This is a genomic window from Nonomuraea sp. NPDC051941 (assembly GCF_044593615.1).
This window is the reverse complement of the sequence record NZ_JBIUCF010000025.1, coordinates 1-22,784: the sequence shown is the minus strand read 5'-3', so window position 1 is coordinate 22,784 and position 22,784 is coordinate 1. Positions and strand designations below refer to the sequence as shown.

Sequence of the window (22,784 nt, the reverse complement as noted above, 5' to 3'; positions counted from 1 at the left end):
ATCATTGCATGGCTTCGCCAGTGGAAAGGAACCGCTTTGGCCAGAAATGAGGTGCGACCCGTGATCAAGCTGCGATCCACGGCAGGCACCGGATACACCTACGTGACCAGGAAAAGCCGCAGGAACACCCCCGACCGGCTCACCCTGCGCAAGTACGACCCGACCATCCGACAGCACGTGCTGTTCCGGGAGGAACGATGAAGAAGGGCATCCACCCCGACTACCGCCCGGTCGTCTTCCGCGACCCCGGCGCGGACTTCGCGTTCCTCACGCGCTCCACGATCAGGAGCGACAAGACCATCGAGTGGACCGACGGCAACACCTATCCGGTCGTGGACGTCGACGTGTCCTCGGCGAGCCACCCCTACTACACCGGCCGCAACCGCGTCCTGGACACCGCAGGCCGCGTCGAGCGGTTCAACCAGCGCTACGGAAGGACCTGATGTCCGCGCACTGCCAGCTCACCGGCGTCAAGCCGGTCTTCGGCAACAACGTCTCCCACTCCCACCGCCGCACCCGGCGGCGCTGGAACCCCAACATTCAGCAGCGCCGCTACTGGCTGCCCTGTGAGGGCCGCTACGTCCGGCTCACGCTCAGCGCCCGGGCGATCAAGACCATCGACCGGATCGGCATCGACAGGGCGATCGCGCAGATCCGGGCCCGGGGAGAGAAGGTCTGATGGCCAAGAAGAGCAAGATCGCCGCCAACGAGCGACGCAAGGCCGTGGTCCTCCGTTACGCGCAACGGCGGGCCGAGCTGAAGGAACTCATCCGCACGGGCACTCCTCAGGAGCGGGCGCAGGCCGCACGGGAGCTAACCCGACAGCCGCGTGACGCCAGCGCCACCCGCGTGCGCAACCGCGACTCCGTCGACGGCCGTCCCCGTGGGCACCTCACCAAGTTCGGGCTCTCCCGCGTCCGCTTCCGCGAGATGGCCCATCGCGGCGAACTGCCCGGCACCACGAAGGCGAGCTGGTAGCCATGGCCGTGCCCAAGCGCAGAACCTCGCGCAGCAACACCCGGCACCGCCGCAGCCAGTGGAAGGCCGCCATGCCCGACCTCGTCCCGATCATCGTGAACGGGCAGGAGTTGCGCGTCCCCCGCCGCCTCGTCCGCGCCTACCAGCGAGGGCTGATCACGATCGACTGAGGCCATGCCGGCCACCGGGCACGACGACGTGCCCGGTGGCCCGTGCATGCCGTCGTCTCATCGGGTGGGTGGCGCGATCTTGCCAGGCTCTCCGGCGAGACGGCAGATGCCGCAGGTGCCGTAGACCTCAAAGTGGTGACGTTCGGCCTGAAAGCCGTGCTCGGTGTCCAGACGTCGTAGCCACCGACCCAGTTCGGGCACTGGAGGCCCCTCGATCACCGTGCCGCAGGACTGACAGACCAGGTGATGATGGTGGTTCGGGCCGCACAATCGATAGGTCGTTTCTCCGTGATCTTCGAAGACATGCGCGAGGCCGTTCTCCGCCAGGGCGTTGAGTGTCCGGTAGACCGTCGTCAAGCCGAGAGACGCGCCGTTTGCCTGGAGTTCCTCATGCAGCGCTTGCGCGCTCACGGGCCGTTCCAGCCCGATGAGCCGCTCTACGACGACGCGCCGCTGACGTGTAGGACTCAGGCCGACGTTCTTGAGCAGCGCCGTCGTGGTGGACGAAGGGGTCACCGCCTCAAACTATGACAAGGGCGGTGAATCTGACAATCATTTTCATTCTATGCGGTTAGACAGTCCGTGTCCATGGCACTCGTCCAGGTGCCGCTCGGCGAGGTGTCTTCTCTTTGTCGCAACGGTAGCGGGTGAGCTGCGGTTTTCCGCAGTTGATCGTACGGTCGCCCGCATGGCCCGGCACTTCCGGCCTTCCTAGCGTTGCCTCCATGATTCTCATGAAGACCCTGGCCGTCACGCTCGCCCTGACCAGCCTCAGCCCGACGCACGACTCCTTGGAGCGGCAAGTGAACGACCTGGTGACGTCGAAGGCCATGTCCGCCGTGCTCGTACGGGTGAGCGAGGACGGCCGAGACTGGACGGCCGCAGCCGGCTACAGCGACGCGGTCTCACGCAAGCCTGCCGACGCCTCCGGCTATTTCCGGATCGGCAGCGTCACCAAGTCGTTCGTGGCCACCGTCGTGCTCCAACTCGCCGACGAGGGCAAGCTGTCCCTCGATGATCCGGTTGGCAAGTATCTGCCCGGCGCCCTGCCCGAGGGTAGTCCGATCACGGTGCGGCAGGTGCTCATCCACGCCAGCGGCCTGTTCGACTACGCGGGAGCGGGCATCCCCGGCTGGTCGGTCAAGGACTACCGGCCGGTCGAGACGCTGTACGACCAGACGCCGCAGGAGCTCCTGGCGGTCGGCCTGTCCAGGCCGGCCTACTTCAAACCCGGCGCGGGCTGGCACTACTCCAACACCAACTATGTCGTGGCGGCCATGCTGATCGAGAAGCTGACGGGCGGCTCGTACGCGGACGCGATCAAGACGAGGATCCTGCGCCCGCTCGGCCTCACGCACACGCTTCTGCCCGGCCACGCGAAGGCGATGCCCAGCCCGCACGCGCACGGCTACGCCACCTACAACGGCAAGATCGTGGACGCCACGCGGATGAACCCGTCGCTGGAGTTCGGCGCCGGCGAGATGATCTCGACGACGGCCGACCTGGCCCGCTTCTTCGATGCCCTCCTGGGAGGCAAGCTCGTCGGTCGATCCGCGCTTGAGCAGATGCGTGCCACGAAGACGGCGGGCGCGGGCATGGGGTACGGGCTCGGTCTCCAGGAATTCAAGCTGACCTGTGGCAAGAGCGTGTACGGGCACAGCGGCGGCACCTTCGGCTACCTCACCTACGCCCTCAGGTCCGACTCGGGCCGCACGCTCGTGATCTCCGCGAACCCGTACACGGGCAACGCCCCGGCCGACACCCTGCAGAAGGCTCTGACCACGACGTTCTGCTGACCAGCGGGTCAGGTTTCGAGCAGCACGCGACAGATGCGGGTGACCTCGTCGAGCAGCCGCCGTTGATCCTCCGGGGCGTCCGCGCGAGCCCGCCAGATCTCCTCGGGCTGGGGGAAGGAGCCGATCGTGGTGGTGGGCAGCGCCGGCAGCCGGAAGGCGCGTCGCTGGGCCGTGGATCGATGCGCCATTCCGTCCGCGGCCGGCCGTCGCCCATCGCGTCAACCCGGGCACGCACCCGATGGTCGGGGGCGTCCGGAGCGGCGTCACAACGCGGAAACGCCGACTGTTCCTGGCGCAGCGGCTGGCCGAGCTGGACCACCTCCTCGACCTTCTGCCGGGCGAAGGAGAGCCGGGAGCGCAAGCCCGGCTCCAGGTCGGCTTCGGCGTTGAGGTCGAGGGGGACGTGCTGGAGGGAGCAGGAGGTGCTCACCACCACCTCCCCGGCCAGGCCCAGCAGGGAGGCACACGTGGCCAACGCCTCGCGCGGGTGGGTACGCCGCACGTTGCGGCCGTCCACGACCCCCGCCGCCAGCGTGCGCCGCGGTAGCCCGCCGATCGAGGCCAGCGCCTGCAGGTTGCCCGGCCCGGCGACGAAGTCCAGGCCGATCGCCTCCACGGGAGTCGCGGCCAGGACAGGCAGCGTGTCGCCGATCTCCCCGAAGGCCGTGGCCACCAGCAGCCTTGGGCGGGACGGCAGACTGGCGAGTCTGCGGTAGGAATGGTCCAGCGCGGCAAGTTCGTGCAAGGTGAGGTCAGTGGCTACGAGGCCGCCCGGCACATCCCCGGGGTCAGCGGGCACGAGCTGTCCATGGCCGCCAACCGGCACTTCTCCATCGGCAAGCTGAACGAGACGATCGCCGATGTGGTCAACGCGCACGCCCGGCTGGACATGTCCCAGGAGTGGGGGAACGGCACCACCGTGGCCGCCGACGGCACCCACATGGACACCTACCTCAACAGCCTGCGGCCCAGCGCCAGCTCGGTCATGGCCGCACCGCGTCGTTCCCCATCGATGCTCCCCGCCTCCTCAACGAATACTCAACAAGTTCTCAACACCGCCCGGCGCACCATGTGGATCGCCAGTTGATAACAGGACCAAGGGGGCAACATGCGATTCGGGGCCAAGGCGGTAGGAATGCTGGTTACGACCGGCGCGATCATGGCGGCGACACTCGTGAACGGGCCGGCCGCGTCAGCCACCCCGTCTCCGTGCTACGCGTACAACTCCTCCATCTCCAACCTGGACGGCGGCTACGGCGTGATGAAGGGCTCCTACAACCTCAAGAAGGGGCCCTACGCGGACCGGTGCGGGAACGTGACCAGGCTCGGCAGGGGCCGGGTCATCTACTTCCACTGCTGGGTTCGGAACGGGCGCGGCAACCTCTGGGTCTATGGCCGGGTGAAGGGGACGGGGACATACGGCTGGATGTCCGTCGACAACTTCAGTTCCATCCGTCACTCGAACTACGAGACGTGCAGGCCGGACGCCGATCGCGACCACTCGTAGAAGAACTCCTTGGCAGAATCAAGAACCAGCGGCCATCACCTCCATCCTGGCGGCGGGTCTGCTCACCCCCGGACCAGGAATGCCTGGGCTTGCGGCAAGCGGAAAGCGGCGCAGGTGCGCCTTTCCGACCGACGCCGCAACCTCGGCCTTGTCTCGAACCACTCGCTTTCATCGGCGACTTGATGAGGTGACGGCGTGTCAAAGCCCTTTGTGCGAAGCGGGCCGAAATTGGATAGGGGACAGACGAATGGTTGACACGCCGAGAGCAACGGCGTCCCTTCTCTCGCTGGTCTTGGCAGCAAGCCTCGCTGCCTGTTCATCAGACGGAGACCAGCGCGGGGCGGGAGCGGACGCCGGCCACAGGTCTTCGGAGACCGGCACCAGTGAAGACTTCACCCAGCAGAACATGATCATTACGGCTGTCTGCTCGCGGGAGAACGGCAGCGGCGCAGTCATCAACCTCGATGGCTGGAACCCGCAAAGCTGGAAACGCATGGCGCATGCGGAGTTCCAACTTCCGGACACGGCGATTGTCGAGTACGACAGATCCGAACCCAACACCGCCGTGAGGCAACTGTGCGAGCCCGATGAACTGCCCGCTGATGCCGAGGATGTGACAGCCATCCGATCACTCTTCGACCAGGACTTCACGAAGATGGCCGTGGTCACCCAGGACCCGCAGACCGCGGCCACTCATGTCGGCTACGTCGACCGTGCGGGCAAGTTCACCGATCTGACCGGGAACGAGGACTTCGGCAACACTCCGCACGAGCAGAACGCGGCCTTCTCCCGGGACGGGAGCGCGGTCTGGTTCACCTACGAGGTAACCGACCAGCCTGGGATCTCCACCAAGGACCGGATCGCGAGCCGAGCGCTTGCCGGGGACCACAAGGCGGTCGACCAGTTGGAGGTCAGGACTGCCCAAGAGCTCATCATGGTGGGGAGAACTCCGAGCAGGGCCGTGGTGGCCAGCAGCGCCTTCCTCTCGCCGGACGGCAAACGCCTTCTGGCGAGAGGTTACGTCCTGGACGTCCCGGCGGAGGGCCAAGGTGTGAGCCCGGACCTCGTGGACAAGGGCAGATACATCTCTTGTGGTGATGGCTGGCTCGACAACGACACGGTGCTGTGCAGCGCGGACGGCAGGTTCGCCGCGCTCGACATCGCCTCGGGGGCGAAGCCTGGAGCGCCCATACTCCCCAGCAACGACCACGACAACCACGCCATGGTGATCTCCCCTGACGGTCAGAGATTCGCGTTTCTCTCCCAGAGGGGGGCCGCGATGGATTACTACCTCTGCGACACCAAGCCGGGATCCACGCCCCAGAAGGTCGAGCGAACCGGGGAGTTCTCCGCGCTCGGCGACACTGCCGCATTCATCGAATGGCGCTGAAAGCGCACGCCTCCGGCGGGGACCGTCACCATGATCAACCACGTCACCGTGGCCCGTGCGTGGCAGTGGGCAAGGGTGCGAGCAATCGCGCCGGATCCGGAACCTTGCGGCGATCTCGGCAGCCGAACCGACCGACGCGTTCTGCTGAATGGAGGATTGGTGTGAATCGGCCCAGGTGCGTACTCGTGGCGGTGGTGGCCGCCGGCCTTCTCACTTCCTGCGGAGGAGGTGCGGGAAGCGATGGCTCGGGAGGGTCGCACGGGGCCCGGGCCGGCACAGGGACGCCGTCCTCGTCCGCCTCGCCTGAACGTGTGGTGCCGAGAACACAGCTGTCGGTGCCCAGCCTCTATGACACCTCCCGCGGGTGGGAGTCAGATCTGCCTGGGGACCAGCTCACCCTGCCGCACTCCGGGGCGGTCGCCGTCTTCCGGCAGGGCGGCAAGAACGACGGCACTTTCACCGTGCTCGATGTGACCAGCGGCAAAATCTTGTGGAAGGCCGAGGTGAAGGGCCCCGGCATGATGTCAGCGTTCTCGGTCACCGTGCAGGGGAAGGACTACCTGGTCGCCTCCGCGTCCGGCTTTCAGGGCGCCGATGTGGTCAGCAAGGGCCGGCAGGTCACGACGATCGACATCTTCCCCGCCCGTGCCGCTGGAGACGGCGTCAAGCCGGCTCACCATCTCGAACTGGACGGCGAGGGAGCGGTCAGCAACGGTGGTGGCGGACTGCTGGTGGAGCTGGACAACGACGTGGTGGTGACCGTGGATCCGGCCACTGGCGCGACGAAGACGTACGACCTGAAGAAGATGGAACCCCCAGCCAGCGAGTGCAAGCTGTGTTTCGCTTCGACCGAGGCCGTAGCGGTCACCTCGCGCGGGCCGCTGCTGGCCACCAACACCCGGCCCCGCCGCCACTACTGGGTGCCGGGAGCCTGGTCAGGCGGAACCATCACCACCGACAGCGATCACAAGCTCTTCATCGCCCCGGTCAAGGACTCCCTCGTCGCGCAGTGGCGCGACGAGGGCGCGCCCAACGACACGTGGGCCGTCCTGGACCCCGCCACGGGAAAGGTCCGCGCCAAGGTCGACTGCGCGCCGGATCAGCGCGTGACGGCCGACGACTCCAAGGGAGCCTCCCTGTCTGCCGACGGACGCTATCTCGTCCGCAGCCACACGGCCTTCGACCTGGACAAAGGCACCGGCCACTGCTTCGAGGAGACCGACCAAGACAAGCCGGTCCATCTCACCGGCGTGACCGACGCCGGCGTCGCCTTCGGTATCGGCGCCTCGACTGCCGACCAGGCCGACCCGCGGGTCACCATCGACCTCGCCACAGGCCAGGTCCAGCTCGGCGACTACGTCGTGGCTCCCTTCGGCGACTACTCCGGATACGGTCTGTTCTGGGACGACTCCACAGACACCATGGTCGCCTATCCACACGCCAAGTGACCTCACATGTAGGAGACCGGTCACGCTCAGTGGTGCAGGCGACCCAACGGGGGCTACACCCGCGTCCGGCGCAGGTGATCCGTAGCGCGGCTGGAGCGAGCCGGTGGTCGGCTACCGCTTCTCCTACTCGGAGTCGAAGCACTTCATCGACTGGTACGTGAGCTTCGACATGCCGAGGATGCCCGCGTGCGGCGCGTGCCCCTGGGCGCACCGCACCTTCTTGATCACTGGCAGCTCCCCGCGTGAGGTTCGTGCACGCGGGGGTGATCTTGTCGACGATCGGCTTCCCGCAGAGCCACCTGATGCTGGGCATCAGCCCGCGAGCCTGAACGCCGGCGACGGCGGTGATCGGCGCGGACCGGACGGGTGCGGACGACCCCGCCGTCCAAGAGCAGATGATCTGCGGGCGAACCGGGCGAACCGGGCGAAGACAGGAACCCTGCGCGAAGGCCGCTGCACACGCGAAGGAGCAGTCCGTGAACGAACTAGTTGACGTCATCGCCGCGTGGTTCGACGGCCATTCGACCACGAGCATGGTTGTGTGGGGGTGGCCCATGCTGGTGTGGGGCCGTGTCGGGAAGGTCATGTTGTACTTCGCCGCGCTGTCCATCGTGTTGGACCTTCTCGACCCACACAAGCTGCGGATGCGGGGCGGCGAATTGAAGGTTTGCGCTACCGACGCTCTCGTCCGTGCCCGGCTCAGGTTGTCGCAGGCTGGCGTGGCCCGCCTTCATACGACTGTCAGGGAGCACTTCGTCTCCGTAGGCGTGTATGAGCAGACGGGCCTAGCAGCCCGCATGTGGGCCGTACGTAGTAGTCCGGGCTACGTCCCCCGCGCGCTGGGCTGCTCGCTTGAGGAGTACCAGGCCTTCCATCAGAGCATCATCGCAGAGTTGTCCCGCGTCCACGCGAGGGGCGACGGCAATCCATGCGACCGCGAGCACGACGCTCTGTGCGCCGGACAGCATCGTCACATTTCTATGCGGATCGACGCGTTCCTGACGGAACATGTGCCTGATGAGCGGCAACGATTCTTGAAGGGGGGACAGGAGTCGGCTGCTCGCCAAGGCAGCATGGTGGGCTGTGAGGGGCGCTTTCGAGATGCTTCTCGGCGCGCTCCTGCATCGCACTCGGCCGCTGCATCTGTTCCGCTGGGCGGCGTTCGCCCTGGTGCTTGTCGGCGGACCGCTCGACATGCTTGCCGCATGACTGCTGGTCAGGGAATTAGCCCCATGCCCACCAAACCGGAGTGGTGATCATGGCACGGCGAGCGCCTTCCCGTGCCCGCGTCACTTTCACTGAGTCGCATCAGATTGTCTGAGATAACGCATCAGATCCGCCGATCCGCCGCAGCTTCGCTGAGTCAGGACACCGCCCTGCCCTACGTGCTGAGAACACGTCCGGCAGAACTTCCGAGAAGGGCCGGTGGGCTGTCGTCGGGCTCTTCTCGCCGACGTCTATGCCCACGTCCGACTCCGCCTCCAGTGCGACGCATCGAACGCATGTCAGGCGCCCTCGGCGACGATCGCGAACCGTGGCCGTCAGAAAACGATCACGATCGCCATAGTTGTCAAGCACGCAATGGGACTCTCTTGCCCCGAAAACGCTCATAGCGGAAAGTTGTTATGCCATGGCGCATCGAGATCCGCAGGGTTCACACCGGCTTCTCGGACAGCTTCGTCTATCCGGTCGACGGTGTCCACGATCTTCAGGTATGGCGTGTAAATGTCCTCTTCGAAGAAGCATTTGTCATTATCGACGAGCTGCTTCGGAACTTCGATTGCGGCAACCCTGAACCGCCCGTCCGGAAGAGGCAGGACCCACACCCACGAGTACCTATCCACAGACTCGCTCTTGCGCCTGGCTGACACCAATGTCCTGGTCATAGTCAGACGATTCAGTGCCTCTGTCTTCATTTGCCACCCCAGAATATGCGGATGATGGGCCCGTCGAACGTATGGATCTGAAGGTGTGGTAGCGCGCCATCGGGATTGTCGATCCCGTGTCCCACCACGCGACCGTCTTCGCCGATGATATCGTCCCAGTGGTAGGTTCCCTTCTTGGCCCCGAAGTATTGCCCAGTTCCTACCCCATCAAAACCAGTCGCATTTCTATATCCAGCCCCTTGGAATTTTCCAAGGAACAGCTCCTCGGCCTGACTCCGTGATTGAACATGGATACTTCTGGCACCCTCATCAATAGCTTTAGCGGCCCTGGAAACGGTTCTGCTAGACCAAGGGATATCACACGGTCCAGAGTTATGGACGAGGATCGCTTGGTCGCCCGCCAGCGCATAGAACGTGTGGACGTCGGCGATGGTGAGGTCGTAGGCCGCGGGGCGGTCGTGCCGCGCGGACGAGCCGATGACCTCGACGGTGGCGCCTTCGGGGGTGCGAAGGCGGTCGGCGCTGGTCAGGTGGTCCGCCCGGACCCATGCCCGGTCCCGGGTGTCCCAGAAGAGGTGGTGGTCGGTGGCGAAGATGACGCCGGTGGTGCTGCCCTTGTTGCCGTCGGTGTCGACGGTGATCTGGACGAGGTTGAGGTAGGCGGAGCCCGAGAAGGTGGCGAGAACCGGCTTCGGCGCGGTGTTGCCCGTCAGCGGGTCGGTGGCCAGGACCTTGTCGCCGGGTCTGATCTGCTCGATCGCCTTGCTGGTGCCGTCCGCCAGTTTGACCATGGTGCCTGCGGCGAAGCTGTTGCAGCGGGGGCGCGCGCCGGCCGTGGCCCGTGCCTTGCCCGCTGTCCTACCCGCCGCGGCCTTGCCCGCCGCGGCGCCCGCGGATCCGCCGCCTCCGGCCGCTGCGCCGCCGCCGCGTCCAAGGGCATTCCTGGCTTTGCTGGCCGCCTTGCTCGCCGCTCCGGCGACGGCCCTGCCGGTCGCTGTGGTGGCGAGTTTGCCGAGTGCTGCGCCCACGCCCTTGCCGACGGCACCGCCTACTGCGCCGGAGATGGCGCCGACCGCTGCGGCCTTGAACGCGCCCCCGGCGCTCCATTCGTCACGCGGTGTCGAGACCAGGTAGCCCGCCAGGTTGCCTGCCGCTCCGCCCGCGGCGGCGCAGCCGATGCTGCCGACGCCTCCCGTTGCCACCTCGCAGCCGACCGTGACGACGACCGAGACGGTGACGTTGACGATGGTGGCCTTGTGCTCGTGCCAGATCTTCTTCGCCTTGCAGCCGAAGCTCCAGCGACCGCAGTGGGGCGGGCTACTCGGCGGAGGAGGTGGCGAGTAAGAGCCTCCTCCGCCACCGCCACCGCCACCGCCACCGCCACCGCCACCGCCGGAAGGCGGGTTGCACGGATTCGACGGGATGACACCGCACTGCGTGCCGCCGTCGTACATCAGGCCCGTGGGGTCGGAGCCGGTGACCGGGTTGTTGTCGGCGTAGGTGTAGCCGTTCCAGCTTTGCGGGTCTGAGGCGTCAAAGACGGGGTCGACGGAGATGAACCGGCCGGTTTCCGCGTCGTACTCGCGGGCGCCCAGGTGGGTGAGCGCTGTGGCCTCGTCGATGACACCGCCCACAAAGCCCTTCTGGCCGGGCCAGTACGCCGGTGCGAGGCCGCGTTGCTGACCGAACGGGGTGAAGCGGCGGCGGCTCGTCTCCTGCGTGGAGGTGTCATCGACCGAGGTGTCAGCGGTGCCGTGATGGTCGGCGCCGAGCCAGGTCACGCCCTTGCCGGTACGGGTGGCGATGGTCTGCCCGGCGAAGTCGTAGTAGCGGGTCGCGCTCTTGGCACCGGTCTTGGTGTCGAGCCGGATCTCCATGGCGGCGACGTAGAGGGTGGTGGAGGTGGGGTCGCGGCGGATGAGCCGTTCACCGCCGGCGTCGTAGACGAAGGTGCTGGCGCCGGAGGGGTCGGTCGATTTGGCGAGGTGGCCTTCGACGTCCCATTCTAGGAGGCGGTCTGAGCCGCGTTCGGTGGTGTTGCCGGACCTGTCGTAGGTGTAGGTGTCGATCTGGCCGTCGCGCGGGCCGCCCTCGTACGCGACGGAGGTCAGCGTGTGCGGTTGAGGTTTGCCCGGTCCGGCGTAGGCGTAGGTCTTGGTGATATCCCCGCTCGCCTGGTGGTCGATCTCCTTGGTGCGGTTGCCGACGGTGTCGTAGGCGAAGGACTGCCAGTACGGTGCGGGTCCGCCGATGATGTTCTGGGAGGGGCCGGTGGCGCAGTCGCCGCTGGTCGTTGTCCAGGCGTCGGTCAGGCGTTGCAGGTAGTCCTGGCGAAAGCACTGCACGTCGGGCGTCTGGCCCGAGGGAGTGTCGGCGATCTTGGTGATGTTGCCGGACGGGTCGTAGGTGTAATTGGTGTCGGCCACCGAGACGGAGGCGGTCTCCTGCTCGAACACCGAGCGGGTGAGCCGGTTGGTGCCCTCGTCGTAGAAGTTGGTCTGCTTGACCCGCTTGAGGCCGGTGGTCATCGTCATGTCGAGGACTTGGCCGAGCTTGGAGTAGGTCGTCGAGGTGACGTAGTTGGTCAGGCCCCGCATGGTGGTGGGGTTGCCGAGCTCGTCGTAGTCGTACAGGAGGGTCTCGCCGAGCAGGCCGCCGGCGGCGGGCAGCACGGTGCGGTGGACGGTGCCGTCGGTGTTGTAGTCGGTTGTGGTCTTGTACGTGCCGGCCAGTCCGCCCTCGGCGGCGGGAATGACGGTCTGGGCGCCGGTGGGCCGGTAGGCGTTGTCGTAGCCGGTCACCGAGCTGGTGTAGGCGTCCATCGCGCCGGTGGCGGCGTTCTTCACGTACCGGGCCGAGGAGGTCGGCTGGCCTTTGATCGCGGTGCCGTCGGCGAGTTTGTCGAAGGTCCACTCGGCGAGCTTGGTTCCGGAGGCGGAGGTGCCGGAGTATTCGGCGGTCTTACGGCCGAGGGCGTCGTAGGTGTAGAACAGGCTGGAGCCGCGGGCGTCGGTGACGGTCGTGAGCAGGTCACTCTTGTCGTCGTAGGCGAGCTTGGCGGTGCCCTTGTCGGGGTCGTCGACCTGGATCATGCGGCCGCGCAGATCATAGTGGTAGGCCCAGATGTTGCCTGCGGTGTCGGTGATGGTGGCGGGCTTGCCTGCGCGGGTGTAGGTGTATTTGGTGGCGTCGTAGTCGCCGGTCGGGGCGTCGCCCTTGTACTGGCGGACCTCGATGGTCTCGCCCTGCCCGTTGAGGATTGTGGTGGTGGGGGTCGCACCGGCGGGCGGGTCGACGCTGATGCGGTCGCCGCCGTAGATCGTGGTGGTGCGCCACTGTTCGGTGCCGCGCTTGCGGAAGATCTGCGCGGTCGGCCACTCCATCCCGTTGTAGACGCTGACGTTCTGTCCGGGGACGTCGTCGTCGCTGGCCGGGACCCACAGCGTGCTGCCCGGGCCGCCTTCGGTGTAGTAGTCGCCGTTGGCCTTGTAGACCAGGCCGCGTGTGTCGTAGAAGGTGTCGTTGATGAGTCGGCCGCCGCCCGGTGCGGGCTCCTGCTTCTGCCGGGGGCGCAGGAGGCCGTCGTACAGGGCGTAGCCGGTGGTGTAGGTGGCGCCGTCGGCGCGCAACGTCGCGGTAGAGACGGCGGTGGGGCCGTCGGCGCGGATCTGGTAGCCGAACTTCATGTTCGGGGTCGCGGCGTAGCTCGCCTTGGCGTGGCCGGGCAGCCAGACGCCGGTGAGCCGGCCGAGTGGGTCGTAGGCCAGGTCGGCGCGTTTGCCGTTGGCGTCGGTGGTGGCGGTGGCCAAGCCCCATGCCGGTTCGATCTCGGTGGTGGTGACGTGGCCGAGGGCGTTGGTCTCCTGCTTGGCGGTGACCAGGCCGGTGGCCGGGGTGTAGGAGGTCTTGGTGGTGGTGCCGTTGGGGTCGTTGACCACCAGGGGGCGGCCGTAGGCGTCGAAGGTGGTGGAGCCGGCGGTGACGTACTGGGGACCGGCGTTCCAGGAGCCGAGTTTCTCGGTCCTGGTGACGTCGCCCTTGGACGGCGCGGCGCCGAACGCCTTGCCGTCGTAGTATTTGCGCACGTCGGAGACCACGTCGCCGGGACGCTCGGGGGTTGCGGTGCACGCCTTAGTGACCGTCTCCACGCGAGTGGCGTAGGAGACCATCCAGCGGGCGGCGTCGCGGGCGTAGGCGGTCCGGATGCACTGGTCATCTTCGTCGGTGGCCTCGTCGCCGAGGTCGTTGACCTGGCTGGGCAGCCCGTCGTTGTTGTAGTCGGTGTCGTTCGCGGTGTATCGCCAACCGCCCGAGGCCAGCGCGGTACGGGCGCGGGATTTGTCGGTGCGCACCATGTGCGCCGTAGTGGTGGCCCAGGAGCGGACGCGTTTGGCGGTCTGCTTGGACCAGTAGCCGGTGATGGTGCCGGTCAGAGCGAGCCCGGAGGGGCCGTCGTAGCGGATCTCCTCGCGGACCCGGCCCTGCAGCGGCTCGGCGTCCTCGACGGCCGTACCCGTGGAGTCGGTGACCTTGACGTCGCGGGTGCCGCCGCCGGACAACTCGTCGCCATCCATGCCGCGGAAGTAGGTGAACTCGGCCTTGGAGCGCTGCTCCCCTGGGGCGCCGCGCAGTACCCGCACCTTGCCGTAGCCGCGCCACTGGGACCAGGTCTTGTACTTCTCCTTGGTCAGCCCGTCGTCGTCATCGTGGTGCCAGGCGCCACCACCGAGGTATTCGTAGGTTTCCAGCACGTCGGGGGCGCCGCCGGTGCGGTCGATCTGCTGGACCTGGGTGACGACGTACTTGTGGAACCAGTCGAGTTTGGGTGAGGTGGCGCCCTCGGGCGACCAGTACTGCGGGTAGCAGCGGCGGGTGTTGGAGTCCGGGTCGGGGGTGTTCCCGGCGGTGCAGTCCTCGTCGGAGTAGGTGATGGACAGGGCGCCGCCGGTCTCGTTGTCGATCGCGGAGACGCGCCACTTGGTCAGCGGCGGTCTGCCTTCCAGGGCGTCGACCCGGTTGGGGCGCTGCACGCCGGCGAACTTCACTGGCGGCAGGGACGCTGTCCCGCCGACCTTGCCGGTGTGCTGGATCCCGGCCAGCCACAGCGCCGCCGCCGTGCCGTCGCCGGGCGCGCGCATCTGCTGGTCGAGGGTCCAGGTGTCGACGTCCTTGTACGCGCTTCCGGACAGCACCTGTGTGGTGACGGACGCCAGCCGTTTACGCGTCCAGAACGTGGGCGAATACCGGTCGAGGCATTTGTCGCCGGAGTCGCAGTTCTGGTCGTAGGGGACGTCCGGCCAGTACTTGGCGTTGTCCTTGGTGAACTTGCTGTCGGCGCAGTCGAAGCTGGAGGTCGGGATGCACCGCTCCTTGACGTCGAAGTTCACCCGGGCCGGGGCCGAGGTGGAGAAGATCGCGTCGGAGCGCTGGCCGTAGTCGATGCGCTTGAGGTAGCCGCCCCGGTCGTAGACGGTGGGGGTGCCGTTGGGAACCCCGTCGGTCAGGGTGGTGACGTCGCGGCGGTAGTAGTTGGTCTCGCGGCCGTACCAGAAGGTGCTGACGGTGCCGTGCGGATCGACGACGTAGTCGAGGTTCCACCGCCAGGCCTGCCGGCACCAGGAGTCGGAGAAGGAATCCTTGTGGCAGGGCTCCCCGTCGTCGTCGCCGAACACCGGGACCGTCCACGCCGACTGGGTCTCGGCCTTGCCGCTCGCCCAGCCCGGCAGGTGGTTGCGGCCGAAGTAGTACTGGGTGCCGTCGGGGGTCGTGACGCGCCAGTACTCGCCGTCGTCGTCGCCGTTGTCGGCGCCCGACAACTTTTCGATCTTGGAGCCGTCGTCGTCCTTCGGCTGCCAGGTGCCGGTGGCGTCGTCCAGGATCAGTTCGGTCGCCTGGCCGTTCAGTGACAGGGTGGCGTTGTGGTTGCCCCAGCACTGGTCGTTGCGCTTGGGCGTCACGCCGTCGTCGGCGCACGCCTTGTACCTGCGCTCGACGAATCCGGGCCAGTAGTCGAAACCCTCGCCGATCCAGGACGCCTGGTTGTTGGTGGCGACCGTACGGCCGTCGATGCTCCCGGAGGAGTAGACGAAGCCGATGTTGGGGGTCGGGCCGCCCGGGGTCGGGGGCAGCCGAAGTGGATAGGACCAGGAGAAGGCGCCGCTCTGGTTGCTGACGCTCCAGGTCGCCGACGGCGACAGCGAGGTGGCCTCGTACGTGCCCGCCGCGCCGGACGGGGCGGCCTCGGCGGCCAGCGTGGTCGCGCCCGCGGCGAGGGCGACGTCGGCGGCCAGCCGGCCGGTCTTGACGTCGTTGCTCGTCGGCAGGGGTGTGCGGGCCTGGCACTCGGGCAGGTCGGGCGTGGTGGCCGCGCACGCCGGGAGTTGGACCAGGCGCAGGCGGGAGGCCCAGTCGCCGCCGATGGCGTACCGGAAGGCCGAGTAGTCGACCTCGACGGATAAGCGAGCCGGGGCGTTCTGGGCGGTGAGCTGGATGCCGAGGCCCTTGATCTGCGATCTGTCGGCGGTGCGTGCGTCGAGCGTGCGCACCTGGACGGTGGTGGCCCCCTGCGCGCCCTTCGATCGGGTGGCGGGCACGGTCCGGCCCAGCCAGACGGGCAGGCTTCCGGCTCGTGACCTGGCCCGGCCGTCGCTCGGCGTGGTCGCGCCCGCTGTGGCGGGGTTCTCCGCGCTCTGGGACGGCGTGTCGCCGGACGCCGGGACGGTCACGGTCGCGGTGCCCGGTTGCGGCCAGGACACGGTGGGCGCGCCCTTGAGGTCGTATCCGGCGCCCGGGTCCGTCAAGGGCCCGCGTGCCTTGGCGGTGCGGCCGGGCACCGGATGTTGCTCCTGGGCCTGCTGCCAGGCCGGGTCGTCGGTCGCCTGCGCGGCGATCGGCGCCGTCAGCGTTGCCGGCACCACGACGGCCAGGATGGCGGCGATCTGGATCCAGCCTCGCCTAGAACCGGACACGGCTTTCCTCCCGAGGGGGCGTCGGTGAGCGTGTGGAGCGTGGGGTCTAGCCGTCGATGGGCAGGTTCATCGCGATGTTGATGACCTGCCGGTCGGTCAGGGTGCCGGTGTAGGCGCGGACGTCGTCGATGTCGCCGCTGAAGTAGTCCACGGCGGCGCTCTTGTACTTGGCGCGGCCGATCTGCAGGGCTCCTGCCGCCCATCCGCCGGTGACGGGACGCTGGTCGTTGAGCTGGCCGTTGACGTACAGGCGGATCTGCTTGGCTTGCTCGTCGTAGACGCCGGTCAGGTGGGTCCAGGTGTTGAGCGCCGAGCAGTCGATGGGCTCGGCCGAGGTGGCGTGCGTCAGGGTGCCGCTGGCGGCGTCCGGGGTGGTTGAGAACGACCAGTGCGGCACTGCGACGCCGTTTTCGGCGATGAGCCGGTAGCCGAGGTAGAAGGAGCTGTAGGTGGCTCCGTCCTGGGCCAGGACGGTCATCGCGTGGCTCGGCAGCACGCAGGTGTCGTCGCCTGACAGGCGCACCCAGGCCGTCACGGCGTAGCTGTGGTCGGTGCGGAGTGGCGCCGAAGGGGTGGCCGCGTAGCCGGTGGTGCCGTTCAGGCTGAGTGCGCCGCCGCCGTCGAAGCCGTCGCCGGTCCAGGCGGCGCCGCCGCCGAGCGCTGCGGGCCAGCGGCTGTCGGTGGAGTTGACCGCCGTGGTGCCGGTAGTCTCCTCGAACTTCCACCAGCCGCGCTGGATGGGCGGCTGTTTGGCCATGGCGGCGATCTCGTTGCCGAGCGCGGGGTCGTTGACGGTACGCGGGTCGTCGGACAACTCCCGCTGCCAGATCTTCACCTCGTCGATGTCGCCGGCGAAGTTCTCGATGTAGCTGCCGTGCGACTGCACCCGCCCGAGCTGCAGCGGTCCGGTCGCGTCCCACGGCGGGTACGGGAAGGCGCCTGTCGTCGTTTGCAGGATGCCGTTGACGTACAGCCGCAGCTGCCGTTCCGGCGCGTCCCACACCCCGGTCAGATGTGTCCAGATCCCGGTCGTCGGCTCGTCGTCGCTGATCGCCCGCACGATGGTCATGTCGTCGACGTCGGCGTTGAACTTGCTGAAGATCCACCGTTTGTAGCCGGAGGAGTAGTAGAGCTGGAAGCCCGTGCCTCGGACGGCGTTCTGGCTGATCACGGTGGAGTTCTTGGTCTTGTCGTTCAGCAGTACCCAGGCCGAGACGCTCATGCTCCTGTTGGTGTGCACCACCGGGCCGTCCGTGCTGCCGTACCCGGTGCTGCCGTCCAGGCGGACTCCGCCGGCCACGCGGCCGCCTGCCCAGGTGGTGCCACCGGCGAGCGTCAGGGGGTGGGTTGTCGCCGCGGAGTCGGCCGCCGTGGTGCCCGCGGTCTCGTCGAGCCGCCAGTGGCCCTCGGGGCCGAAGCCTGCGTTGACGTAGAAGCTGTAGACGGCGGGGGTCTTGCCGACGTTGCCCGCCCGGTCCACCGGGAAGACGAACAGGGCGTTGAGCCAGTCGTGGCGGGGTGCGAGCCGCATGTTGACGGAGGTCTGCCCGGCCGGGATCGAGATCTGGGTGGCGGGGGTGGCCAGCGCCGGGTCGTCGAGCGCCCATCGGAAGGCCGACACGTCGCTCTCGCCGTCGCCGGGAGCCAGCGTGAATCCGCCCGCCCAGCCCACGCTGCCCTGCCAGACATCCGGAGTGTTCGGCGGATAGTCCAGGGAGGTCACCTTGGGCAGGGTGACGGGGTCGACGGTGTCCACGGCGAACTCACACCACTTGCTCCACGCGCTGGAGTCGGTGCCGTCGTAGGCCTTGACCCGGTAGGCGTAACTGTGGCCGGTGACGAGCCCGGCCAGCTTGACCGAGTGGTCGGTGGCCGAGGTGGTGTACTTGTAGGCGGTCCTGCCGTCGCCCGGCATGGTCGAGGTGATGTCGTCCCACACGCCGGTGGCGGTGTTGTAGTGGTGCAGGACGAACTCCGCCCGTACGCCGTCGTTGGCCTTGTCCGGGTCGTAGATCCGGGCCTTGAGCTGGAGCGGATTGGCCGCGTCACCGGCGTTGACCGCCGGTCGGGCCGCTCCGGTGACGCAGGGCGTGGCCGGGTAGGTGCCGATCCCCGACGGTGCCGCCGGCGGGGTGTTGTAGTCGATGACCAGCTTCGGAGCGCTGCTGAAGCCCTTCCACCCCCACACGCCGCTGCTGCTGTCGTTGGAGTCCCTCAAGCCGAACGTCGTGTTCGACCAGCCGCTCTTGGCGGCCTTGACGATCGCGCCGGTGACGTTGAACTCGATGCCCTTGTCCGGGCAGGAGGAGCTGTAACCGGCGTCGGAGGCCACGCTGCCCAGATGGTCGCTCCAGGACGGCTGGCGGTTCCAGGTCGTCGAGGTGGAGATGCCGCCGGTGAGCCAGAGTTGCACGGCCTGCGGGTCAGAGGTGCAGCCCCAGGACTTGATCTGCGTGATGCGGAAGGTCGCCTTGAGGATGTGCTTGCCGTTGACGTTGTTGGAGTCCATCCGGAAGAACGACCGCTTGAGGCCGCTGCCGTAGTTGCCGGCTTCCGGCATGTGGCTGGAGTTCCAGTACTCCTGGGCGGGATAGGACTTGTCCACGTATGTCCAGGCCAGCTTGGAGCCCGACCACTGCGGGTCGATGTAGACGGGGAACGTCGTCTCAGGAGCGGTCAGCAGGCTCTTGTCCGGCGTGATCGCGAGACGGTCCCCTGCCAGGTCCACGCCCATGACCGCCTGCCTGGCCGGCTCGGCTTTCAGCGAGGCGGGAGCGGCCGTCGCGCCTGAAGAGTCCCACATGCGTGGCGCGGGCGCGTGGAACACCTCGGTCCCCGACTCGGTGACCGCGCTCAGGCCGCCGGTCGCCGTCTTGCGCACGTTCAGCCCGTTCGCGCGCAGGCCGAAGGCGAGCTGGTTCAGCGCGGGGTTGGCGGCGGCCTGCCTGGACTTGACCACGAGCACCTCGGAAAAGCCGAGCACCGACGCGGTCACCTTCAGGTCCACGCCCGGCAGCACCTCGGCATACGTCGCGGTGTCACCCTCAAGGGACGGCTTGGGCAGGCTTCCCGGCCAGGTCATCGCGACCGAACGCCCGTCCTCTCCGATGGCGGCCAGCGGGGCCCTCCCGCCGCCGGAGAACCTCAACTCCAGCGGCGTCGCCACCGTCCGCACGCTCCCGTCCGCGGCGAAGACCAGACTCGGGTCGACGTCGGCCCAGCCGGTCCCGCGCCGTACCCGCTCGGGCAGCGCCGAGGTCTGCGAGGTGAACGTGCCGTCGGGGTTGGCGAACACCTGGCGGTTCTCCGTACGCAGAGCCCAGACCTCGACTTGCTGCTTCGTGTCGCGTGCGCGGTCGAGGGCTTGCCGTTCCGTCTGCGCGGGGACATCCCCCGTCGCCGCGCGTACGGGCGTCGTCGTCACGGCTACGGCGACCAGACAACCGGCCATCAGCGACAAGACGACGGCAAGGAGACCACGACTGGTACGGCGGCGCATGAAGCCTCCAGAGAATCGGCGTGACGGATTTCCACGGAGTACTCATCGGTGCCCGCCGCAGGGAAGGTGCCGGCGATCCGAAACGCGACCATTCTGAAACAGGCCGATCGAACCGGCGTCAACCTGCCGGATGAAGATCGCTGCAACCTCTGCCGTAGGGCGCCGGCCCGGCGGGTAAACCAGCGCGGTAGGCAGGCCGCCGGTCTACCGCACAGGTCGTCGTTCTGATCAATCGGGGTGGTGCATGAGAGGTGGAGCGGTTGGCGGCTAGCATGCGCTGATGCACGCAAAGGTGCTGTCGTCCGTGCGACGGCTCGCCGTGAGGAATCCCTTTATCGTCGACCTGCTGTTCAGCCTGCTGGTCACCGGTGCCACGCTGGCCTTCGCGGCCGCGCTCAGGGCGGGGGCAGGCGACTGGGAGTACGCGCGGCGTGCGATGGACGCCGTGGGCGTAGGGCTGACCCTGGTGGGCAACCTCGCCTTGGCGTGGCGGCGGAAGGCGCCGCTCATTGTGCTGGCGATCTCCTGCACCGCGACGGCTGTCTTCCACGCGGCCGGCTACAACGCCAGGCTCAACGACGTGGCGCCGCTGCTGGCCCTCTACACCGTGGCCAGCCGCCGGCTCCCGGCCGTGTCGCTCCCGTGCGCGCTGGTGGTGGCGGGCCTGTGGTGGCACGCCGCCATCCTCGGCCCGGACGACTTCATCTGGCCGAACATCGCGCAGACGAGCGTCATGGTGGCGGTCGCGTGGTCGTTCGGCACCAGCACCCGGATGCTGGTCGAGCGCAACCGGCGGCTGGCCGAGCTCAGCGCCCGGCTGCGCCGGGAGCAGGAGGACCGGGCCCGGCGGGCCGTCACCGAGGAACGGGTGCGCATCGCCCGCGAGCTGCATGACGTGGTCGCCCACCACATGTCGGTCATCGTGATCCAGGCCGGGCTGGCCCGGTACGTCTTCGGTTCCGACCCCACCACCGCTCGTGGCGCGCTGGCCACCATCGCCGACACCGGCAGCGAGGTCATGGGCGAGATGAGACGGCTGCTGGCGGTCTTACGCGTGGACGCCGACGACGACCCTGACGCCGACAACTATGCCCCCGCGCCCGGCCTGCAACGGCTCGGAGCGCTGGCCGAACGGGTACGCGCCGCGGGAGTGCCGGTGGAGGTGTCGATCACCGGCTCGGTGCGCCCGCTGCCACCCGGCATCGACGTGTGCGCCTACCGGGTCGTGCAGGAATCCCTTACCAACGTGCTGAAACACGCGGCCCCGGCCACGGCGCGCATCCGCGTGCACTACGGAGCCGAACTGGAACTACGCATCAACGACGACGGAGCCGGGCCATCCGCCACCCCCGGAAGTGACGGCCACGGCTTGATCGGCATGCGCGAACGCGTCAAGCTCTACAAGGGAACGATCAAGGCCGGACCCCAACCCTCGGGCGGATTCGAGGTCGTGGTCACCCTGCCTCTGTCGTCCCCGGGCCAAGACAATCGGCCCGCCGAGTCGCACGGTGAGCCGAACACATGATCAACGTACTCGTCGTCGATGACCAGATCCTCGTCCGCGCCGGCCTGGCCGCGCTGATCCGGGCCGCGCCCGGCCTCGACGTCGTCGGGGAGGCGGCGACCGGTGAGGAGGCCGTGGCCCTCGCGGCGGCCACCCGGCCCGAGGTGGTCCTCATGGACATCAGGATGCCCGGCATGAACGGCGTCACGGCCACCGAGCACATCCTGGCGGCCGGCCCCGTACAGCCGCCGCGGGTGCTCATGCTGACCACGTTCGACCTCGACGAATACGTCTACCACGCGCTGCGAGCCGGCGCGTCGGGCTTCCTGCTCAAGGACACGCCGCCGGAGCGGCTCATCGCCGCCATCCACACCGTGGCCTGCGGCGACATGTTGTTCGCGCCGAGCGTCACCCGTCGGCTGGTCGAGGCGTACACGCAGCACGCCGGCCCGAGCACCGCCACCCGGCCCACTCCGATACTGGACCTCCTCACCTCGCGTGAGGCGGAGGTGCTCAAGCTGGTCGGGCATGCGCTGTCCAACACCGAGATCGCCACCCGGCTGTGCGTCAGCGAGGCCACGATCAAAACTCACCTCAACCGGGCCATGACGAAGCTGAACCTGAGCAGCCGCGCGCAGGCTGTGGCCATGGCGTACGAGTCCGGCCTGGTCACCCCGGGCCGGGAGACCGCCACGCCCGCATGACGTCTGAACTGCCAACTCTCCTCACCAAGCAGGACGACGGCGCGGCCGTCGGACCGGATGCCCATGATGGTGACCTCCGGGCCATGACGTGGACCCGGCCCCGGTTCTCCCCTGGAACACCACCTGAGCAGAGGCGTTCGCGGAGGTTGGCATCGGTTGGTGCCCGTGGCACGATCGAGCGCTGTCAGGGAGATCATGGCGTTCGGGTCCGGGAGGGGGATGAGCGAGTCATCGGCGGGGCCACGCGGCCATCAGAGCGGGGCCCATCGTGCGGCCCAGGTCGGGCTGGTGGCGGGGCTGTGCGCTGTGGTCGTTTCGGGATTGCTGCCCTGGGTCGCGCCGGCCCGGCCGGGAACAGCCGTACAGGCCGAGGGATTCCTTCCGGGTTTCGGCAAAGCCGTGGCCGGCCATCTGGGGCTGTCCTATCTGGACGTTCATCGCGCTGTTCCGGTGATGCTCCTGGTGACGTTCGGGTTCTCGGGTGGCGCGATCATCGCGTCGTTGCTGGCGGTGATCGCCCTGTTCCGGTCGTCAGGTGGCGTTCATGTGGTGGGCGCGGTGCTCGCTGCCGTGGACGTTGTCGCCTGCGGTGCGGCCGTCGTGCCGTCTCATGCCGATCTGGTCCCCGGTATCGGGCCGGTGGCGGGCGCGTTCGGATTCTTCGTTCTCGCGATCTGCCAGGCGGTGCTGGCGTGGGGAGAACCAGGCGCTCGTGCAGGTCGGCGACTGAGACCTTAGGGAGTGATCGACGGCGCCTCGACCCCTGGCCGACCATGCGTTCGAGCCTGGCACGTACGCTCTCGCCGTACCTGGGCTCCACGCCGATGTTCAGCAGCCCCTCCGGAGTTTCCCGAAATGGCACGCTTAATGGTTCCTCTCACCCCATCCGACCCGCGGCGTTTGGGTCGTTACTGGCTGGCCGGCCGGCTGGGCG

At 67.9% G+C, this 22,784-nt stretch carries 19 protein-coding genes and 1 pseudogene; 14 read left to right on the top strand and 6 right to left on the bottom strand.

Annotation, left to right across the window (positions count from 1 at the left end):
* Window positions 1-36: 36 nt before the first annotated feature.
* From rpmG to rpmF, 5 genes are read left to right on the top strand one after another with little or no spacing between them, the layout of a single operon-like run.
* Entirely contained in the window at window positions 37-201 is a 165-nt protein-coding gene (gene rpmG, locus ACIHFD_RS35800) for a 50S ribosomal protein L33 (protein WP_132630004.1), read from the top strand.
* On the top strand, window positions 198-443 hold the full coding sequence (locus tag ACIHFD_RS35795) for a type B 50S ribosomal protein L31 (RefSeq protein ID WP_397370723.1): 246 nt from the start codon (window positions 198-200) through the stop codon (window positions 441-443). Before rpmG ends, ACIHFD_RS35795 begins: the two co-directional genes overlap by 4 nt.
* Complete coding sequence (gene rpmB, locus ACIHFD_RS35790) at window positions 443-679, top strand: 50S ribosomal protein L28 (protein WP_397370722.1); 237 nt, start codon at window positions 443-445, stop codon at window positions 677-679. Before ACIHFD_RS35795 ends, rpmB begins: the two co-directional genes overlap by 1 nt.
* A complete protein-coding gene (gene rpsN / locus ACIHFD_RS35785; protein ID WP_397370721.1) occupies window positions 679-978 on the top strand; it encodes a 30S ribosomal protein S14 in 300 nt (99 codons plus the stop codon). Before rpmB ends, rpsN begins: the two co-directional genes overlap by 1 nt.
* 2 nt (window positions 979-980) lie before the next feature.
* Window positions 981-1,148: a 50S ribosomal protein L32 gene (gene rpmF / locus ACIHFD_RS35780; RefSeq protein WP_397370720.1), complete on the top strand. Its 168-nt coding sequence runs from the start codon at window positions 981-983 to the stop codon at window positions 1,146-1,148.
* A gap of 57 nt (window positions 1,149-1,205) precedes the next feature.
* Here rpmF and ACIHFD_RS35775 read toward each other — a convergent pair whose 3' ends face one another.
* Window positions 1,206-1,664, bottom strand: coding sequence for a Fur family transcriptional regulator (locus ACIHFD_RS35775; protein ID WP_397370719.1), 459 nt, complete (start codon window positions 1,662-1,664; stop codon window positions 1,206-1,208).
* A gap of 209 nt (window positions 1,665-1,873) precedes the next feature.
* Here ACIHFD_RS35775 and ACIHFD_RS35770 point away from each other — a divergent pair, with 209 nt between their 5' ends.
* Window positions 1,874-2,944: a serine hydrolase domain-containing protein gene (locus ACIHFD_RS35770; RefSeq protein ID WP_397370718.1), complete on the top strand. Its 1,071-nt coding sequence runs from the start codon at window positions 1,874-1,876 to the stop codon at window positions 2,942-2,944.
* Between the two features lie 8 nt (window positions 2,945-2,952).
* Here the strand turns inward: ACIHFD_RS35770 and ACIHFD_RS35765 are convergent, their stop codons facing one another.
* Both ACIHFD_RS35765 and ACIHFD_RS35760 read right to left on the bottom strand, forming a co-directional pair.
* On the bottom strand, window positions 2,953-3,132 hold the full coding sequence (locus ACIHFD_RS35765) for a hypothetical protein (protein ID WP_397370879.1): 180 nt from the start codon (window positions 3,130-3,132) through the stop codon (window positions 2,953-2,955).
* Between the two features lie 326 nt (window positions 3,133-3,458).
* Window positions 3,459-3,722 (bottom strand): annotated as a pseudogene (locus tag ACIHFD_RS35760) (5-methyltetrahydropteroyltriglutamate--homocysteine S-methyltransferase); the annotation flags it as partial.
* Here ACIHFD_RS35760 and ACIHFD_RS35755 point away from each other — a divergent pair.
* From ACIHFD_RS35755 to ACIHFD_RS35735, 5 genes are all read left to right on the top strand, one after another.
* Window positions 3,663-4,031, top strand: coding sequence for a Tn3 family transposase (locus ACIHFD_RS35755; protein WP_397370717.1), 369 nt, complete (start codon window positions 3,663-3,665; stop codon window positions 4,029-4,031). The pseudogene ACIHFD_RS35760 and the gene ACIHFD_RS35755 overlap by 60 nt on opposite strands.
* A gap of 48 nt (window positions 4,032-4,079) precedes the next feature.
* Window positions 4,080-4,451 carry a hypothetical protein gene (locus ACIHFD_RS35750; protein WP_397370716.1) on the top strand — a complete coding sequence of 124 codons (372 nt, stop codon included), beginning with the start codon at window positions 4,080-4,082 and terminating at the stop codon, window positions 4,449-4,451.
* A gap of 247 nt (window positions 4,452-4,698) precedes the next feature.
* Entirely contained in the window at window positions 4,699-5,841 is a 1,143-nt protein-coding gene (locus tag ACIHFD_RS35745; protein WP_397370715.1) for a hypothetical protein, read from the top strand.
* A 314-nt stretch (window positions 5,842-6,155) separates the two neighbouring features.
* On the top strand, window positions 6,156-7,289 hold the full coding sequence (locus ACIHFD_RS35740) for a hypothetical protein (protein WP_397370714.1): 1,134 nt from the start codon (window positions 6,156-6,158) through the stop codon (window positions 7,287-7,289).
* A 476-nt stretch (window positions 7,290-7,765) separates the two neighbouring features.
* Window positions 7,766-8,545, top strand: a complete 780-nt coding sequence (locus ACIHFD_RS35735) for a hypothetical protein (protein ID WP_397370713.1) — start codon at window positions 7,766-7,768, stop codon at window positions 8,543-8,545.
* A gap of 351 nt (window positions 8,546-8,896) precedes the next feature.
* Here ACIHFD_RS35735 and ACIHFD_RS35730 read toward each other — a convergent pair whose 3' ends face one another.
* The 3 genes from ACIHFD_RS35730 to ACIHFD_RS35720 are packed head-to-tail and all read right to left on the bottom strand — an operon-like array spanning window position 8,897 to window position 19,642.
* Window positions 8,897-9,175, bottom strand: a complete 279-nt coding sequence (locus tag ACIHFD_RS35730; protein ID WP_397370712.1) for a hypothetical protein — start codon at window positions 9,173-9,175, stop codon at window positions 8,897-8,899.
* Window positions 9,176-9,201: 26 nt separating this feature from the next.
* Window positions 9,202-16,143, bottom strand: a complete 6,942-nt coding sequence (locus ACIHFD_RS35725; protein WP_397370711.1) for a polymorphic toxin-type HINT domain-containing protein — start codon at window positions 16,141-16,143, stop codon at window positions 9,202-9,204.
* A 46-nt stretch (window positions 16,144-16,189) separates the two neighbouring features.
* The gene (locus ACIHFD_RS35720) at window positions 16,190-19,642 is read right to left on the bottom strand and encodes a LamG-like jellyroll fold domain-containing protein (protein WP_397370710.1); all 3,453 of its coding nucleotides are present in this window, start codon (window positions 19,640-19,642) and stop codon (window positions 16,190-16,192) included.
* Window positions 19,643-19,922: 280 nt separating this feature from the next.
* On the opposite strand from ACIHFD_RS35720, the gene ACIHFD_RS35715 reads away from it, so the two are divergent.
* From ACIHFD_RS35715 to ACIHFD_RS35705, 3 genes are all read left to right on the top strand, one after another.
* Window positions 19,923-21,167 (top strand): sensor histidine kinase, encoded by a 1,245-nt coding sequence (locus ACIHFD_RS35715; RefSeq protein ID WP_397370709.1) that lies wholly within the window; start codon window positions 19,923-19,925, stop codon window positions 21,165-21,167.
* Window positions 21,164-21,850: a response regulator gene (locus ACIHFD_RS35710; RefSeq protein ID WP_397370708.1), complete on the top strand. Its 687-nt coding sequence runs from the start codon at window positions 21,164-21,166 to the stop codon at window positions 21,848-21,850. Before ACIHFD_RS35715 ends, ACIHFD_RS35710 begins: the two co-directional genes overlap by 4 nt.
* Window positions 21,851-22,069: 219 nt before the next feature.
* Window positions 22,070-22,588, top strand: coding sequence for a hypothetical protein (locus ACIHFD_RS35705; protein ID WP_397370707.1), 519 nt, complete (start codon window positions 22,070-22,072; stop codon window positions 22,586-22,588).
* The last annotated feature ends 196 nt before the right edge of the window (window positions 22,589-22,784 follow it).

Excerpts from the sequence above, each read along its gene's own strand:
- ACIHFD_RS35710 (WP_397370708.1), top strand. The coding sequence starts at position 21,164 with ATGATCAACGTACTCGTCGTCGATGACCAGATCCTCGTCCGCGCCGGC.
- ACIHFD_RS35745 (WP_397370715.1), top strand. The coding sequence starts at position 4,699 with ATGGTTGACACGCCGAGAGCAACGGCGTCCCTTCTCTCGCTGGTCTTG.
- rpmB (WP_397370722.1), top strand. The coding sequence starts at position 443 with ATGTCCGCGCACTGCCAGCTCACCGGCGTCAAGCCGGTCTTCGGCAAC.
- ACIHFD_RS35795 (WP_397370723.1), top strand. The coding sequence starts at position 198 with ATGAAGAAGGGCATCCACCCCGACTACCGCCCGGTCGTCTTCCGCGAC.
- ACIHFD_RS35770 (WP_397370718.1), top strand. The coding sequence starts at position 1,874 with ATGATTCTCATGAAGACCCTGGCCGTCACGCTCGCCCTGACCAGCCTC.
- rpmF (WP_397370720.1), top strand. The coding sequence starts at position 981 with ATGGCCGTGCCCAAGCGCAGAACCTCGCGCAGCAACACCCGGCACCGC.
- ACIHFD_RS35750 (WP_397370716.1), top strand. The coding sequence starts at position 4,080 with ATGCTGGTTACGACCGGCGCGATCATGGCGGCGACACTCGTGAACGGG.
- ACIHFD_RS35720 (WP_397370710.1), bottom strand. The coding sequence starts at position 19,642 with ATGCGCCGCCGTACCAGTCGTGGTCTCCTTGCCGTCGTCTTGTCGCTG.
- ACIHFD_RS35765 (WP_397370879.1), bottom strand. The coding sequence starts at position 3,132 with ATGGCGCATCGATCCACGGCCCAGCGACGCGCCTTCCGGCTGCCGGCG.
- rpsN (WP_397370721.1), top strand. The coding sequence starts at position 679 with ATGGCCAAGAAGAGCAAGATCGCCGCCAACGAGCGACGCAAGGCCGTG.
- ACIHFD_RS35705 (WP_397370707.1), top strand. The coding sequence starts at position 22,070 with ATGAGCGAGTCATCGGCGGGGCCACGCGGCCATCAGAGCGGGGCCCAT.
- ACIHFD_RS35715 (WP_397370709.1), top strand. The coding sequence starts at position 19,923 with ATGCACGCAAAGGTGCTGTCGTCCGTGCGACGGCTCGCCGTGAGGAAT.
- ACIHFD_RS35730 (WP_397370712.1), bottom strand. The coding sequence starts at position 9,175 with ATGACCAGGACATTGGTGTCAGCCAGGCGCAAGAGCGAGTCTGTGGAT.
- ACIHFD_RS35755 (WP_397370717.1), top strand. The coding sequence starts at position 3,663 with ATGGTCCAGCGCGGCAAGTTCGTGCAAGGTGAGGTCAGTGGCTACGAG.